Below are 15,920 nucleotides of genomic sequence, written 5' to 3'. Positions count from 1 at the left end.
ATCGACCTCGATGCGGCGTTGTCTCTTGTCCACGCGCAAATCAGCCGACCAACATGTCCGCTTCCCGCCGCTTTGATAAGAACTTCTCTGACAATGTCGGCGGGAAGGTTGACGTTCAAGGCATGCTGCCATGCCCGCAGCGCTGGTCTATACTTGTTGGTTCCGCCGCTACTCCGCTGTTCGGTGAGCAAGTCAAAAGCGTGCCTAGCACTGGTGCGGTTTCGGATGTCGCCGGCGACGTTGGTGCCGACAGATACTGGCTTGCAAAACCACACGGCGTACATGGGAAAGCCTTAGTTTGGCTGAAGTCAGATAACGCACGTCGTCGCACAAAGTTTCGTCAAAACGCATCACCCTCGCGAAAAACGTAAGCGATGTTCAAACGCCACCTTTCGGGGATCGAAGTAAAGGACGATTGAAGCCGACGCGCCGGTGTTCACGGGCTTCAGGGCGACCCGAGTGGCCCAATGAGGCGAAGCGCGGATCGTCGCGAAGGCGACGGCTTACGTGCACACATGGCAGAGATCGGCATCATCGCAGCAGAGGGATGACGACATCGTCAAGCTGATCCTCGTCCTTCCCAACGACGAAACCGGGCCACATATGAGCAAGACCCTATAAACTTCTGCCAGACGACACTAGGCACAATCTATTCGACGGTTCGCCATCTTCCATCTACCTTTAAAAACCTCCTTCTTCCTGTGAAATTATGTGAGCCAACGCTTGACGCATAGCTGCACCAATATCCGCGTGTCTCGGTCGCTGCCTGGCAGGAAGATCTCTGTATCTGGAGATGCAAAAGCGCTGCAATTTCATCGGACGAGGGTCCCGGGGGAAATCGGAAGCCTGTCTGTATTATCCAGAGCCCGGCTATCAAAACAATGAACCAGACCGCAAGCCAGCGTTTCAACGTTTCATCCCAGGTTCGTGATGGATGGCGGCGCAAAAAGAATCTGGGAGAGATCGGTGCGGCAGATGCTGAAACGCTCACGGAGCTCGGCTTAAGGGGTAGAAAAAACCAAGGCGCCGAAACAGCCTCCGGCTCTCGGGCCGTGTCGGCTCTTTCGCATTGTCTCTCTCGTGGAGCGTGGCATCCGCGCATTCAAACCAGTTGGTTCGCGTCCGGTTGGATCCCATTGAATCGCGTGTCGAGATGACTGGCATAGACCGCCAAACCGTAAGCGAGCAGCGCGAGGTCGTATCGCCATTCGAGCTTCAGCAACTCCCAGCTCATACCATTTGCACGATCCAGTTTTCTGCGAAGCCGGTGATGAATGGCATTCATTCGGTCATCTTCAACATGGCAGTTTGCGTCCGACAATTCGGGAAAATGTTTGGCTCTCGGTCCGAGGCGAAGCGCACTGAGGCGCCTTTCCAGCTCATCAGATTTCAGTTTGAGATCGCCCGACGTAACTTTATTCATCAGTCACTCCTGTGGCACTTGATTCAACATGATTAATATATCGCAGTACGATATATTAATCAATCACGATCTATCCCTTGATGGTGCCGGCTTGTTGTGTCCGACGCTCGCTGAACGCGGGCGGTTGATCCAGGCGCTATTGCGAAGCCAACGGCATTCGTGGCACGACTGTTGCGTTGAAGGTGCATTGGGAAGATTTCACGCAGACTACCCGGAGCAAGACAGCAGTGGCGCCGGTGGCGATTGCCGCCGAAATCGTGGATATCATGGAGTTGTTGCTAACGCCGATCTTTCCCGCTGCGAAAGGCATTCGACTGCTCGGCATAACGCTTTCTTCTCTCGATGACGACTATCAAGGCGAGCCGTAGCTTGCCTGGGCACTTTGGTTCAATCTACGCGGGCGAAATAACAGAGCAAGTGAGGAACGGCGCGGCATGATCTGTTCCAAGATCGGAAACCCGCAGCCAGGCTGTTGAGGAGTTGAGAATGACTTGTTTTATCTGCATCGCCTGCGGCACACAATTCAGCGAGAGTTCGGAGCGGCCGCGAGCCTGCCCGGTCTGCGAAGACGACCGCCAGTTCGTACCACAGTCGGGGCAAGACTGGACGGACATGGCCGCGATCAACCGGACGCACAGCGTGATCTGGATCGAGGAAGCAAAGGGCGTACACAGCCTGCAGATCTCACCGGATTTCGCGATTGGGCAGCGTGCCTTCCTGATCGAAGGACCGGATGGCAACATGCTTTGGGATTGCGTCAGCCTCGTTGACGAGACAAGTGCAGCCCGAATTGCTGCGATGGGCGGCCTTGCGGCAATCGTGATTTCGCACCCTCATTTCTACTCCTCGATGGTCGAGTGGAGCAATGCCTGTGGCGGTGTGCCGATCCATCTCCACGCCGATGACCGCGAGTGGGCGCAGAGATTTGGTCCGGCGCTTCACCCGTGGAAGGGTGAAACTCTGCAATTGGGTCAGGCAACGGTGATCCGCTGCGCCGGCCACTTCGCTGGCAGCTCGGTGCTTCACTGTCCTTGGCTGGAAGATGGACGGGGCGCTCTGTTCGTGGGCGACACGATGCAAGTGACCCTCGATCGTCAGCATGTAAGTTTCATGCGGAGCTATCCGAACCTCATTCCGCTCAACACTAAAACTGTGAGAGGCATATCGGAGGCGGTCCGGCCATATCGATTTGAGGCGATTTACGGTGCATTCGCGGGCAGAACGATCAAAGAGGCTGGCTCTCGTGTCGTGGAACGGTCGGTGGAAAGATACATAAAGGCCATCGACGGCTGACGCACCGCAATCACTGCATCCTCAGCACACCGTTGATTTTTCCCACACTGCGCTCCCATGGGTATTCCTATAACGGGTTACCTCTCGGTGAGGCTTGCAATTGCCCATCAGGGGCGAGCCAGCTGCAAGAGCGAGGAATGTGGCGATGGCAAGTCGGGCCGATGCTTCAGCAAGCTAAAACCGCCGACCACCGCGAGAGCTCGGGGTCTCTTCCGCCAAGTCGTTAAATATCAGCGCGGCACGATGACCCAGGACGCGTTAAGCACATCAATCGACCTGACTACCCGAGAGCGCTTTGCGCCGCGCAAATCCGGTCGACCAAAGCATCAAGATCGGCCTTTGGCGGACGGCTCTTGGCCAGGCGCTGCTTGAGGTGCTTGACCGGCTCCGCCAGAATTTCATCAAGGCTCTCGGCGCAGGTGAATTCGCCTGCGACGCTTTTGACCTTTGAATTGTCGAAGATTGCCGTCCAGGCCTTGTCGCCCAGCAGAGGGCCTACCCATTCCGGATTGTATTTGACCAAGGTGTCCGTCGGTACGTGGACGATCTTGGCCTCGACACCCAGCAATCTGGCGATTGCCTTTTGAATATCGTCCCAGATGTGAGCACGATCGGAGGTGATATGGAAAATCTCGTTCAGCGCCGCCGGCTTGCCGAAAAGTCCAACAAAGGGCACCGCGAAATCAACCGAGCGGGTCAGCGTCCAGGGCGTGTGGCCGTCGCCCGCCACGATGATGGGCTCGCCATCCAGCATGCGTCTCGCCATAACGTCGCTGGCACCAACCATGATGGGCAGGCCCGTGCGAACGGTGTGGCTGGGGCGGACGATGGTCCAGGCCAGATTCTGGGCATTCTTGAGCAGCGCCTCGCAGGCAATCTTGGCTTGGCTATAGGGCCAGTAGGGGTTGATCGCCGGTGTCTGCTCGGTAATCAAATAGTGGCGAGGCGGCTTTTCATAAACCGAGGCCGAAGAGATGAAGATGTACTGGCCGCAGTGCCCCGCAAAAACCTCAATGTCGCGTGCGACCTGATCGGGCGTAAAGGCAATGAACTGGCACACAACGTCATAATTGGCCTTGGCGAGATCGGCATAGGCGGGCGAGGCGAGTTCGCCAACGATCGAGGTCACGCCCACAGGCAGCGAGTAGCCACTCAAACCGCGGTTATAGACCCTGACATGGTGGCCCTGAGCAACGGCGCGATCGACGCATGGATATGAAATCTGGCCGGTACCGCCAACGAAAAGGATTTTCAGAGCCATTTAAAGGACCTCAGTGTCGAACGCAGCGGAACCTGTGATCGGGTTTCATAGCGCGAAAGAGCGTAGGCGTCTCCCGCAAATTGGGGAAGCTGCCTCTCGCACGCCCCTGCTTCAGCAGCCGGCAGGAGCCGAGCCATACGCTTCCCGGCCGGCGACCCGGCTGCGATGCACCACGGGTGCCGCGCCTTCCGGCCATTCGACCAACACGAGGTCCGCCCGCTTGCCGACCTCTATCACGCCGCGATCGGAGAGCCCAAAGCGCGAGCCGGATTGTCGGAGACGAGCGGCCAAAGCGCATGGAGCGGTGCGATGCCATCGCTCTTGAGCCTTGCCAGGCCGAGCAGCATCGCAGGATAGTAATAGTCCGAGGCTAGAATGTCGCAGAGGCCCTCACGGATCATGTCGGGGGCGCCGATCGAAGCGATGATCGCCGGCCTCACGAGCGGCCCGCGCCACCTGCAAGTTCATCGGGAATTCGCTGATCCGCGCGCCACGGTTGTCGGTAAGCGCGACCGTGGCAAGACCGAAAGTCGGTGTGGTCTACCAAATTTAAGAGCGGTATTGGTTTTGTAGCGATATATACGGCGAATCGAAATGAGGGCTAGGAAGAAAACGCGATGGACCACGAGGCCACTGTCGCCCGGTTGGAAAAAGCAATACGAGATGGCAACATGCTCGATAGCTGGAACAAGCAGGCGGACGCCTTTCGCAGCCTGCGCGAAGATGTCGAGGCAACGATACTCGAACTTCGCAGGGCCCACGACAACCCCGGAACGGTCGTCGTCGTCATGGCCGAAGTCAATGACGGCCTCTTGATGATCCGCCGTGCCCTGCCCGATGGATACGGCAAGCTCGCGCTACCGGGCGGTTTCCAAGGCAGGAACGAGACTTGGCAAGAGGCAGGAGTGCGCGAGGTCCGTGAAGAAACCGGGGTGGTTCTTGATCCCCGAAAGCTGATGCTACAGTCCGTCGAATCCATCGAAGGCAACATCAATCTTATTTTCGCTTTCCATACGGCGAAGATTGCCTGGGGCAACTTTGTGCCCGACCCGGAGGAGGTTCTGGCCGTCCACATCCAGACAGAAGCCGTCGAGTGTGCGTTTGAGACGCACACAAGGCACGTGCGTAGGTATTTCTCCTATTTACGCCGACTGGTTTCATCGACCAGAGCACCGAAGGTCTTCGACGCAGGTCAGCGCCGTTAAGTTCCACATCCTTTCGACCCATTTTTCCATGGAAAGCGACCAACGGCGATATTAATAAGGCAAAGTGCCACGAAGATTCTCGACCGCTTTGATGATCGGCGCGAAATGAATATCTGGGTGAAAACGACGTGGAACTCAACACCCTTGAACTCCAGGGACCTGATCGACTTCATAGATGCCCCAAAGCCCCGAGCCTTCGAAAGGCGCGTACGGTTCGTCCGTTGAATCCGCCCGACCTACTTAAACCGATGTATAGTATCCAGGCCAGCTCCGACCCGTTTAATATCCGCCCAATTACTCTTCGTGTAGGTGAAAGTGACAGAAACTTGGCAGAAGCTTTCGACGTGATCGCCTTGAATCGAAGCTCGTCCCTCGCCGACCGATAGTCCAATAGCTTGGTTCCGTCAGATTGAAAGCGGGCCGGCTTTGATGCCAACCCCAATCGATCAAACGCGACTGCGAGCAATAGCATGAATATTCTACACCTCATCTGCAGCCCCAAGGGACATGCCTCCCAAAGTGCCGGCTTTTCAAGACACATCGTTGAAAAGTTGGTAGCCTGCGAGCCGTCGTCGCAGGTGACCGTGCGGTGCTTGAATTCGCGAACCATGCCCCACATCGACTGCGAGTTTTCCCTAGGTCCGAAGGAACTTGGTGCCGGGGACTTCGAGCACGGTACTTTCCGCCTTTCCGACGAGTTGATTGAAGAACTCGAAGAGAGCAATGCGATCGTCCTCGCGACGCCAATGCACAATTTGTCGGTACCTTCAGTCCTCAAGGCATGGGTTGACCATGTTGTGCGGTCTCATCGAACCTATCGCTATTCGGACGACAAAACCGTCGGCCTCCTAAAAGACCGCCCTGTTTTTGCTGTCATCTCGTCGGGCGGTAGCTTCAGAGACGGCGAGCACCCCGAGTTCCTGCGAAATTACCTCAGAGCGATTTTCGGTATCATGGGCATCAAGAGCATTGAGTTCTTCGTTCTGGACCACATGCAGTCTGGAAAGCTGAATTCCATGCTGCCGGCAGCAGAGGCACTTTCGATATTGTCGAATGCGGCCCCCGCGATCACGCACGAGCGTGTGCACGCCCTTTGGTCACAGTTTCACTGAGACAATGGATCCCTGCCATGGAAGAAAGGCGTCGTTCACTGCTCAAGGCTGATGTTCGGCGTGCGTGAGGAAGGCCGGATAGAGTCCTCTCCAAACGTCTATGCGAAAGACTGGGGACGCTTTAGGGAAGCGACCTCGTCATCTCTGGCGACATGGGCACCATGTTGATGTTCAAGTGATACATCACCCAGAGCGAGCCGCTGAGCGCTACGGCTATGAGAAAAAGCGTGAACATCAGCGCCATCATGTTCCAACCGCCTTCTGACTTAGTGTCCAGGTGCAGGAAGTAGACCATGTGCACGATGATCTGGATCGCTCCAAAAATCACAATGACCAAAGCAGTCACGACCGGATCCGAAAACGCCGCGGCCATGACAAGCCAGAAGGGAATGGCCGTCAGGATGACCGACAACACGAAGCCCGTCATATAGCTCTTGAACGAACCCTGGCTGGCCTCGTGGCCGCCATAGTGCCTGCCTGGGCTTTGTGCGTTGAACGTCATCCGAGAACTCCCAGGAGATAGACGATGGAGAAGACGCCGATCCAGACGACGTCGAGGAAGTGCCAGAACATCGATAGGCACATCAGGCGGCACTGGTTTTCCGGTATCAAGCCCTTCTTGGCGACTTGGATCATCAGCGTGATCAGCCAGACGATACCGACCGTCACATGCAGTCCGTGCGTGCCGACCAGGGTAAAGAAAGACGAGAGGAAGGCGCTGCGCTGCGGGCCGGCACCCTCGACGATCAGGTGATAGAACTCGTTGAGTTCGAGATGGATGAAGACCGCTCCGAACAGGCCCGTAGCGGCAAGCCAGAGTAGCGTTCCCCTCTGGTTGTTCTTCTGCATCGCCAGCATCGCGAAGCCATAGGTGATCGAAGAGAAAAGCAGCATGGAGGTGTTGAGCGCCACGACGGGCAGTTCGAACAGGTCCTTCGGGGAAGGACCTGCCGCATAATTGTGGCCGAGTACGGCATAGGTGGCAAAGAGCACTGCGAAGATCAGGCAGTCACTCATGATGTAGAGCCAGAAGCCGAGCATCGTGCTGCCTTCGGGATGATGTTCCTCCGTCAGGTAGAAAACGGGAGCGGGAACTATGTCGAGCGGCGCTTTATTCATGCCCTCACCTCATACCCGCGAGGATCCGAGTGCGCCTGTCTTCGATTTCCTCAACTTCGCAAACCGGCTTGTAAAAGTCCCGTTGGTAATTGAAGGTGTGACCGATCGAGACCGCGATTATTGCGATGAACGACACGACCGCGAGCCACCACATGTACCAAATCATCCCAAAGGCCAGTGTCACGCTAAACGCACCGAGGACGACACCTGTGCCGGTGCCTTTCGGCATGTGGATCGGAATGAAGCCGACGGTCGGGCGTACATAGCCGCGCTTCTTCATGTCCCACCAGGAATCGTGATCGTAGACAACAGGCGTCATGGCGAAGTTGTATTCCGGTGGCGGCGAAGACGTCGCCCATTCCATCGTGCGGCCGTTCCAGGGATCGCCAGTCCAATCGCGCAGCTCATCGCGTCTGACGAAGCTTACAATCAACTGGATGATGAGGCTGGCAATTCCTATCGCGATGAGGCCTGCGCCAAACGCAGCAACAATGAACCAGATCTGCAAGGACGGATCGTCGAACTGGCTCAGTCGTCGGGTTACGCCCATCAGGCCGAGAACGTAGAGAGGCATGAAGGCGAACCAGAAGCCGATTAGCCAGAACCAGAAGGAAACCTTCCCCCAGAACGGATCGAGTTTGAAGCCAAACGCTTTAGGGAACCAATAATTCAGACCGGCCATAAGGCCGAACACCACGCCGCCGATGATGACGTTATGGAAGTGCGCGACCAGGAAGAGCGAGTTGTGGAGCACGAAATCTGCCGGAGGAACGGCGAGCATCACGCCCGTCATGCCGCCGATTACAAAGGTTGCCATGAAGCCAACGGTCCAAAGCATCGGCGGCTCATAGCGGATACGACCACGATACATCGTGAAAAGCCAGTTGAAGATCTTCGCCCCTGTCGGGATGGAGATGATCATCGTGGTGATACCGAAGAAGGAGTTGACGCTCGCGCCCGAACCCATGGTGAAGAAGTGATGCAGCCAGACAAGGTAGGAGAGGATCATGATCACGCAAGTGGCGTAGACCATCGAGGCGTAACCAAAAAGACGCTTGCAACTGAAGGTCGCCACGACCTCCGAGAAAATTCCGAAGGCAGGAAGCACGAGAATGTAGACTTCCGGGTGACCCCAGATCCAGATGAGGTTGACGTACATCATCGGATTGCCGCCGAGATTGTTCGTGAAGAAGTTCGTGCCGACATAGCGATCGAGCGTCAGGAGAACGAGCGTTGCGGTCAGGATCGGGAAACTGGCGACGATCAGGATGTTGGTGCAGAGCGAGGTCCAGGTGAAGATTGGCATCTTCATCATTGTCATGCCGGGCGCGCGCATCTTGATGATCGTGGCAACCAGATTGATGCCCGAAAGCGTTGTGCCGATACCTGCGATCTGCAGGCCCCAAATATAATAATCGACGCCAACGCCGGGGCTGTATTGGGATTCCGACAGAGGTGGATAGGCCAGCCAGCCAGTACGCGCGAATTCGCCGATGAACAACGACATCATGATAACGATAACTCCTGCGGTGGTCATCCAGAACGAGAGATTGTTTAGGAAGGGGAAGGACACATCGCGCGCGCCGATCTGAAGAGGAACAACGAGGTTCATGAGCCCTGTAATAAAGGGCATCGCCATAAAGAAGATCATGATGACGCCGTGGGCAGTGAACACCTGATCGTAATGGTGCGGCGGCAGGAAGCCATCGGAGCCGTTGAACGCAAGCGCCTGCTGCGTGCGCATCATCAGCGCGTCAGAAAACCCCCGGATGAGCATAACGATCGCTAAGACGACGTACATGATGCCGATCTTCTTGTGATCAACACTCGTGAACCATTCGTTCCAGAGGTAACCCCAGGACTTGAAATAGGTGATGACCCCAAGCAGAGCTAAGCCGCCCAAAACCACACCTATGAACGTCGCGACCAAAATCGGCTCGTGATAGGGCATCGAGTCGAGCGTCAGCCGACCGAATATGAACTTTTGGAGATCGGAATTGGAAAACATCGTTCTGCCCGTTCGTTACTATCGTTTTGATGCCAGGTGTCAGTTACCCTCGCGCAGCTGCGAGAACTTCTTCCCGGACATACCCGTGCCGGGCATGTCCATCCCCTGCATCGAATTGCCGTTCGCCGCAGACTTCAGCGCAGTCTCGCGATGGACCGAGGTGTCGTAACCGAAATAGTCCGCTGCATTCGGCGCGCCGAACTGGTCGATTGGCGCTGCGTCCTGCATCAGGCGTTCGCGATTCTGTTCGCTTTGCTTGCCTGCACCGCCCTTCTGGTCGATCATCATCATGTCGCTTTGGCACATCTTGCCGGGCGTGGCACACATGTTCAGAATCCTGCCGTAGAGCGCATCGTCGAATGAGGCGTAGTACTGGACGGGATTGCGTTCGCTCGGCTTGGCTAACTTCAGATAGGCATCGGTACTGAGTGCCAAACCCTGCTTCTTCGCCTTCTGGACCCACTGGTCGAAGTCGGCCTGACTCACACCATGGAACTTGAAGCGCATCCCTGCGAAGCCGGGACCGCTATAGTTCGCCGAGAAACCTTCAAATTCGCCGGGATTGTTGATGACGGCGTGAAGCCTCGTCTCCATGCCCGGCATGGCGTAGATCTGCCCTGCCAGCGCCGGCACGTAAAACGAATTCATGACGGAGGTCGCGGTGACTTTGAAATTGATCGGCGTGTTGACCGGCGCTGCCAGCTCGTTGACCGTGGCGATGCCGAGGTCCGGGTAGAAGAACAGCCACTTCCAGTCCATCGCCACGACTTCGACGTTGAGCGGCTTCGTCTTGTCGTTAATCGGTGTCAACGGATCGATCCGTTCCAGCGGGCGGAAGGGATCGAGTTGGTGGGTGCTGATCCAGGTGACGGCGCTCAGAGCGATGATGATGACCAGCGGAGCCGACCAAATCACCAGCTCGAGATGGGTGGAATGATGCCAGTCAGGCTCGTAGCGCGCTGCCGTGTTGGATTCCCTGTAGCGCCATGCAAACAGGGATATCAGGAACATCACCGGCACGATGATGAGCAGCATCAGGACCGTTGCGGTGAGGATGAGGTCGCGCTGTTGCGTAGCGATATCACCAGAAGGCGATATCACAACAAAATTGCATCCCCCAAGCGTCGCAACCATGGGCAAAAGCAAGGTATTCGAGAGCGCCTTGAAGGTCAGCATGATCAAAACTTTCGTGATGGCTCAGATATGCAAGGATCCTCAAACCCAATGCCAGCACCTTGGCCCATTCGGCCCTTAGCGGGCTGGATCCTGTCGAATGGTAGCCAAGGCCGACGCCTGCTCGGTCGGCCTTGACTGTTCAGAGCCGGATGGGTTGGACGCTCGACTGCCATTTCGTTAGCCGCAGGAAGAAACCGGAAAAAGTCCTGCGTTCATCATCTCCATCGTGTCCGGTTAACACGGCTCACGAGTGCTGGAATACCTCGGGAGATTTAGCCTTGCATCCCTAACATTGGTTTGCGTTGACCCAATTTAGAGCTGGCTCCACGCTCGGGAACGAACACTTGCTACAGAGCAGCCATCACATCGCAACTGAAGCATTCGATCGAGCAGACGCCGCTGAGTACGCGATCGTCCTCGAGGAGAATGGGAACTTCTCACTGGAGCCATTTGAAAAAATGAAGCGGTGTCCGGCGGTATCTATGGCCAGCAGGCATAATCCTCCAGGCCGGAAGTGGCAGTCGACAAATATGACGTCGTCATTCGCCGCGGCTATTGGCGATGTTCCTTGCGGGAGGGCCAAGCGTGACATGGATAGCGCCATCTCTTGGCACAGTGACAGTTGGATCAGAAAATGGCAGCGTCGCTCAAGCGTACCGTTGCCCGTCGGGAAATAGTACGCTTGAGGCCGATGAGTAATCAACTTGGCCAGAGTAGCTGGTGCAATCGACAATGCAAGTTGCTGCGCCAGTTGCTATCTGGTGGGATGATCCTTCGCGCGCCCTTGGCTATTGTGTTACACGAAGGACCGCCGAACCCGTCGTGCGTCGCTCTTCCAGATCGCGATGAGCCTCGACCACGTCTTCGAATGAATAGATGCGGGTAGGATCGACCTTTAAGACGCCTGATTTTATCCCCGCAAACAGATCGTCAGCGGCTGCGGCCGTCTGGGTCGGCGTTACCACGTAGTGATCCAGCCTCCCCCATGTGAGATGCAGGCTTTTCGGAGCAAGGACATAGGGATCGATGGGAGTAATCTCACCAGACGCCTTGCCGAATTGGACCAAAGTGCCACGAACTTTGAGCACAGCAAGGGATCCACGGAAGGTATCTTCTCCGACGGAATCGAAGACCGCATCTACGCCAAGTCCACCAGTCAGTTCGAAGGTACGCGCAACGAAATCTTCCGTGCTATAATTGATGACGTGGTCACATCCCGCCTGGCGCGCAATATCTGCCTTGCCATCGCTGGATACTGTTCCAATGACACGATACCCGAGTGACTTTGCCCACTGCACGAAGATCTGGCCCACACCGCCGGCTGCGGCATGATAGAGGATCGTATCGCCGGGCTTCAGCGGGACAACGTCCTTGACCAGATATCTCGCCGTCAATCCCTTGAGGAAGCTGGCCGCAGCCTGCTCGTCGGAGACGCCGTCCGGAATGACCGCCAATCGGTCGGCGGGATGGAGACCAGCGGTGGCGTAAGCGCCTGTGCTGTGACCGAAAACGACGCGGTCGCCCACTTTTACGGACGAAACGTTGCGTCCGATAGCCTCGACGATCCCCGCTGCCTCATTTCCGATAACAGCCGGAAACGACGGGACCTCCATTGTGCCGCGTCTGAAATAGACATCCACAAAATTAAGACCGATGACCGTGCTGCGGACAAGGGCCTCTCCGTCACCGGGGTCTGGGATCAGGATGTCTTCGAATTCTAGAACCTCTGGCGCACCATACTGATGAATGCGCGCTGCTCGTGCTTTGACCGACATTCAAATTTCCTTTCAGTCGAAAAGCGCCACTGCGATTGAGTGGTCGTCTCCAAAATTGTCGTATTGGACAATTGATCATTTCCGTTCGTTTGATAATCATGGCCTCTTCGAGAGTACCTTTCGGGATTTGCGAGAAATGGACACCTTGGATGCGCTACGCCTCTTCGTCAGCATCGCGGAGGCGGGAAGCCTGTCCGCGGCGGCGCGACAGAGCTCGGTTGCGACATCGACCGCTACGGTGGCACTGCAACAGTTGGAGGAGCAAGCAGGCACGCCATTGATCAGACGATCAACGCGGCGGCTTTCATTCACATACGAAGGACTACAGTTCCTGTCGGATGCCCGGCGATTGTTGGCAGACTGGGACGCCTCCATCGGAGGGGTAAAAGGAGGCGCGCTGCGGGGCCCTATCAGGATGACCTCGACCGTTGACTTTGGTAGGACCAAAATTGTTCCGCTGATTGACCAATTTATGGAACTACACTCAGGCATTTCCATAGATTTGCATCTCTCGGACGCCGTTATCGATCTTGTCGAGCACAACATCGATCTGGCGGTACGAAACGGACCTCTGCGAGATTCTTTACTAAAAGCCCGGCTAATATTGCGTGGAAAGCGCGTTGTTTGTGCCGCGCCCTCATATTGGGCCTCGCGTGGCTTGCCGGCACATCCTGACGATCTTGCGGGCCACAATTGCATCGTGGTGTCGAGGCCGGCAACGACGTTTTCGACCTGGCATTTCATGGATGGCGACAAGGCAGTTTCAATCCGGGTCTCTGGAAATCGCGTGACGAACGACGGCTCCGTAATGAAACGCTGGGCTTTGAAAGGCTACGGCGTCGTTCTGAGCCTTGCCTGGGATATCCGCGAAGAATTGGCTTCGGGTGCGCTGGTGACGGCACTCGACAAGTTCCTGCCTGATAGCGCCAATTTGTATGCGGTGACGAACGGCAGTGCGCCTAGTCATCGCGTTCGAGCCTTTATCGACTTCCTGGCGGACGAGCTTCATCAGGAATAGGCCGAACTGACATCCAGCCGCGATGCGGTAGCCGACCTGCGGGAAGTCATCCAGAATCACGCCAACTGCGAAAGGCGATCCATCTCTGATGGAGAGACCTCCCCACGAGCTGCAGCACAACTGCCGTTCTCTTCCTTCCGTCAATCCCCTGACCCCGGACTTGTCATATCACTGGCGGCGTCGGGTCGAAGTACCCCAAACCAATGTTTAGTTACATGCTTTCTAAAGTCCGTCCAAATTTGCTTATCGGCTAGCTGCCTCGCGTGGAGGCCGCAGACACCAAGCACTCGACGTCGCTCGGCAACTAAAAGGCAACAAGCTGCAATGGACACCACCCCGATCGAACCGAATCCTGTGGAAACGATCAAGCAACCAGACCGTCCTAAATTGCTGCAGGTCCTCGGACCTGGTCTGATCACCGGGGCATCCGATGACGATCCGAGCGGTATCGCCACCTACTCGCAGGTCGGAGCTCAGTTCGGCTACGGGATGGCTTGGGTCATGCTTTTCAGCTGGCCTTTGATGTGTGCAATTCAGGAAATTAGCGCAAGGATCGGTCGGGTAACAGGGCGCGGCATTGCCGGCAATCTAAAGCACCACTATCCAATTGGCCTCGTATACGCGATCGTGTCACTGCTGGTCGTGGCCAACATCATCAATATCGGCGCTGACCTCGGCGCGATGGGCGCCGCACTCAAATTGCTTGTTGGTGGTCCATCCCTTGTGTATGTGGCGCTCTTTGCTCTTGTGACGGTATTGCTGGAAGTCTTCTCTCGTTACTCCCGCTACGTATCGGTGCTGAAGTGGCTGACGCTGTCGCTATTTGCCTATGTTGGAGTTGCCCTGGTCGTCCATATTCCTTGGGGAACTGTCGGGTATAATCTGATCGTTCCCCAAATAACATACGACGCCCCCTACCTTACCGCAGTGGTCGCGATCCTCGGGACTACCATCAGCCCCTATCTGTTTTTCTGGCAGGCCGAAGAAGAAGTCGAGGAACTCAAAGAACGAGCGATATCAAAGCCACTCGCACGCGCGCCCGACCAGGCAAGTTCCGAATTTCGCCGCATCAGTTTGGACACATATATCGGAATGGGCATTTCCAATGCCGTCGCATTGTTCATCATTGTGACGACCGCAGCGACTTTGAACGCTCATGGATTGACCGACATCCAGACATCTTCGCAGGCAGCCGAAGCGCTTCGGCCTATCGCTGGACCTTTCGCCTTTCTCGTGTTCGCACTCGGTATCATCGGCACAGGCATGCTTGCCCTTCCGGTCCTCGCAGGTTCATCCGCCTATGCGCTCGGGGAGACATTTGGGTGGCATGTGGGGCTTTCGCGCAAAGCGGGAAGAGCCAAGGCATTCTATGGAGCCATCGCAGTTGCGACATTGCTCGGCGTCGGGCTTAATTTCAGTCCGATCGATCCGATCAAGGCACTGTTCTGGAGTGCAGTGATCAACGGCATTGTCGCAGTCCCGGTTATGGCGATGATGATGCACCTGTCTAGCCGCCGATCGGCAATGGGAGATTTTCAACTTCATCGGGGTTTGAAAATAGTCGGCTGGCTGGCAACCGCCGTGATGGCGGTCGCGGCCGTCGGTCTGATCTCCACATGGTGGTGACCGCTCAAGGGACGAAGTGTGCGAGGGGCGCTAAGGCCGAGGCAACATGGTGCGTCAATCACTGGAGTTAAAAATGACGGCAAGATCGTACAACACCTATGTCGGTTCACTTTGCCTACTGATCAACGAAATTCGTGCGCGAACCGAAGATTTCAACACTTCACATGTGGAAGTTTCAATCTACAGAAATGGCCGGGGTTTCAAGTTATGCGAAGACTTGGTTAGTGGCCAACTACACCGGGCGAGCTATTTCGAAGCCATTCAGACAGGAGAGTGTCGACCCTGGTCCGATAATGCCACGGTGCTGGAAGTTGATAATTTTTTCGGCCTGAAAGAATTCTATGCGTATTCTGAAAAAGTTATGGTGGGCAGCCGCAGGCAATTTTTGACGGCTCGCTCGGATACAGCAATCGCCATGATCAATGTTGCCTACAGACTAGGGCAGCTGTGCGCAGCACAGCGAATGATCTTCGTCGGCTTTTCTGAGAAAGCTGATGCAGAAAGCATCCTGTCAAACGACTCCAAGCTGCTCGTTCAGTGCAATTTAGCGGGACCTCGGCTCTACGAATGGCAACGTGCTCCAACACAGATGATCTGAGCTGACCTTGCCTGACAAAGCGCTGTATGTGGATCTGCATGGCGTTGGTGCGTGGATCATTTTTCAAGGGTTTGCCGATAGGCAGGCGAGATCGCCAACGACATGATCTTCGCCCGATGCCCTACAAACACAATGCCAGCCGCCGTCACCGAGTCCCGAAGATGAAATTCAAGGTGACAAACTGGCCGGAATACGAGGCGGGCCTTTGGCGGCGCGGCAGTCTGACGCTGTGGTTGACAGAAGAAGCCTTGGCCAGGTGGCATGCGCCGCGAAGAACGACCCGCGGCGGAAAGCCCCGCTATTCCG

15 protein-coding genes and 2 pseudogenes are annotated in these 15,920 nt (G+C 56.1%); 8 read left to right on the top strand and 9 right to left on the bottom strand.

The window, feature by feature from the left end:
- Together AB4Z52_RS34685 and AB4Z52_RS34680 are read right to left on the bottom strand one after the other, a co-directional pair.
- Positions 1 to 284 (bottom strand): DUF982 domain-containing protein (locus AB4Z52_RS34685; protein ID WP_442222367.1); only part of this gene is annotated, 284 nt, incomplete at its 3' end.
- Positions 285 to 1,102: 818 nt separating this feature from the next.
- On the bottom strand, positions 1,103 to 1,423 hold the full coding sequence (locus AB4Z52_RS34680) for a hypothetical protein (protein WP_442222366.1): 321 nt from the start codon (positions 1,421 to 1,423) through the stop codon (positions 1,103 to 1,105).
- A gap of 137 nt (positions 1,424 to 1,560) precedes the next feature.
- Here AB4Z52_RS34680 and AB4Z52_RS34675 point away from each other — a divergent pair.
- Both AB4Z52_RS34675 and AB4Z52_RS34670 read left to right on the top strand, forming a co-directional pair.
- Positions 1,561 to 1,791: pseudogene (locus AB4Z52_RS34675) on the top strand (DinB/UmuC family translesion DNA polymerase); the annotation flags it as partial.
- 118 nt (positions 1,792 to 1,909) lie between these two features.
- Positions 1,910 to 2,716, top strand: a complete 807-nt coding sequence (locus AB4Z52_RS34670; protein WP_442222365.1) for an MBL fold metallo-hydrolase — start codon at positions 1,910 to 1,912, stop codon at positions 2,714 to 2,716.
- A gap of 280 nt (positions 2,717 to 2,996) precedes the next feature.
- On the opposite strand, the gene AB4Z52_RS34665 is transcribed toward AB4Z52_RS34670, so the two are convergent.
- Together AB4Z52_RS34665 and AB4Z52_RS34660 are read right to left on the bottom strand one after the other, a co-directional pair.
- Entirely contained in the window at positions 2,997 to 3,977 is a 981-nt protein-coding gene (locus AB4Z52_RS34665; protein ID WP_442222364.1) for an SDR family oxidoreductase, read from the bottom strand.
- 233 nt (positions 3,978 to 4,210) lie between these two features.
- Positions 4,211 to 4,417 (bottom strand): hypothetical protein, encoded by a 207-nt coding sequence (locus tag AB4Z52_RS34660; protein ID WP_442222363.1) that lies wholly within the window; start codon positions 4,415 to 4,417, stop codon positions 4,211 to 4,213.
- 177 nt (positions 4,418 to 4,594) lie between these two features.
- Here AB4Z52_RS34660 and AB4Z52_RS34655 point away from each other — a divergent pair, with 177 nt between their 5' ends.
- A complete protein-coding gene (locus AB4Z52_RS34655) occupies positions 4,595 to 5,182 on the top strand; it encodes an NUDIX domain-containing protein (protein WP_442222362.1) in 588 nt (195 codons plus the stop codon).
- Between the two features lie 470 nt (positions 5,183 to 5,652).
- Positions 5,653 to 6,294: an FMN-dependent NADH-azoreductase gene (locus tag AB4Z52_RS34650; protein ID WP_442222361.1), complete on the top strand. Its 642-nt coding sequence runs from the start codon at positions 5,653 to 5,655 to the stop codon at positions 6,292 to 6,294.
- A 121-nt stretch (positions 6,295 to 6,415) separates the two neighbouring features.
- On the opposite strand, the gene cyoD is transcribed toward AB4Z52_RS34650, so the two are convergent.
- From cyoD to AB4Z52_RS34625, 5 genes are all read right to left on the bottom strand, one after another.
- The gene (gene cyoD / locus AB4Z52_RS34645) at positions 6,416 to 6,796 is read right to left on the bottom strand and encodes a cytochrome o ubiquinol oxidase subunit IV (RefSeq protein ID WP_442222360.1); all 381 of its coding nucleotides are present in this window, start codon (positions 6,794 to 6,796) and stop codon (positions 6,416 to 6,418) included.
- Complete coding sequence (gene cyoC / locus AB4Z52_RS34640; protein WP_442222359.1) at positions 6,793 to 7,413, bottom strand: cytochrome o ubiquinol oxidase subunit III; 621 nt, start codon at positions 7,411 to 7,413, stop codon at positions 6,793 to 6,795. The genes cyoD and cyoC overlap by 4 nt, the downstream gene beginning before the upstream one ends.
- A gap of 4 nt (positions 7,414 to 7,417) precedes the next feature.
- Entirely contained in the window at positions 7,418 to 9,421 is a 2,004-nt protein-coding gene (cyoB, locus tag AB4Z52_RS34635) for a cytochrome o ubiquinol oxidase subunit I (RefSeq protein ID WP_442222358.1), read from the bottom strand.
- A 39-nt stretch (positions 9,422 to 9,460) separates the two neighbouring features.
- The gene (gene cyoA / locus AB4Z52_RS34630) at positions 9,461 to 10,597 is read right to left on the bottom strand and encodes a ubiquinol oxidase subunit II (protein WP_442222357.1); all 1,137 of its coding nucleotides are present in this window, start codon (positions 10,595 to 10,597) and stop codon (positions 9,461 to 9,463) included.
- Between the two features lie 788 nt (positions 10,598 to 11,385).
- The gene (locus tag AB4Z52_RS34625) at positions 11,386 to 12,372 is read right to left on the bottom strand and encodes a quinone oxidoreductase family protein (protein ID WP_442222356.1); all 987 of its coding nucleotides are present in this window, start codon (positions 12,370 to 12,372) and stop codon (positions 11,386 to 11,388) included.
- Between AB4Z52_RS34625 and AB4Z52_RS34620 the strand changes: the two genes are divergently transcribed.
- The 4 genes and pseudogenes from AB4Z52_RS34620 to AB4Z52_RS34605 all read left to right on the top strand — a co-directional run.
- Positions 12,362 to 13,390 carry a LysR family transcriptional regulator gene (locus AB4Z52_RS34620; RefSeq protein ID WP_442222355.1) on the top strand — a complete coding sequence of 343 codons (1,029 nt, stop codon included), beginning with the start codon at positions 12,362 to 12,364 and terminating at the stop codon, positions 13,388 to 13,390. The genes AB4Z52_RS34625 and AB4Z52_RS34620 overlap by 11 nt on opposite strands.
- A 324-nt stretch (positions 13,391 to 13,714) precedes the next feature.
- On the top strand, positions 13,715 to 15,016 hold the full coding sequence (locus AB4Z52_RS34615; protein WP_442222354.1) for an NRAMP family divalent metal transporter: 1,302 nt from the start codon (positions 13,715 to 13,717) through the stop codon (positions 15,014 to 15,016).
- Positions 15,017 to 15,089: 73 nt separating this feature from the next.
- On the top strand, positions 15,090 to 15,614 hold the full coding sequence (locus AB4Z52_RS34610) for a hypothetical protein (RefSeq protein WP_442222353.1): 525 nt from the start codon (positions 15,090 to 15,092) through the stop codon (positions 15,612 to 15,614).
- A 116-nt stretch (positions 15,615 to 15,730) separates the two neighbouring features.
- Positions 15,731 to 15,920, top strand: a pseudogene (locus AB4Z52_RS34605) (IS5/IS1182 family transposase); the annotation flags it as partial.

The organism is Rhizobium sp. 2YAF20 (genome assembly GCF_052114685.1).
Lineage (GTDB): Bacteria > Pseudomonadota > Alphaproteobacteria > Rhizobiales > Rhizobiaceae > Rhizobium.
The sequence above is the reverse complement of the archived record's forward strand: the minus strand, read 5'-3'. Positions and strand labels throughout refer to the sequence as shown.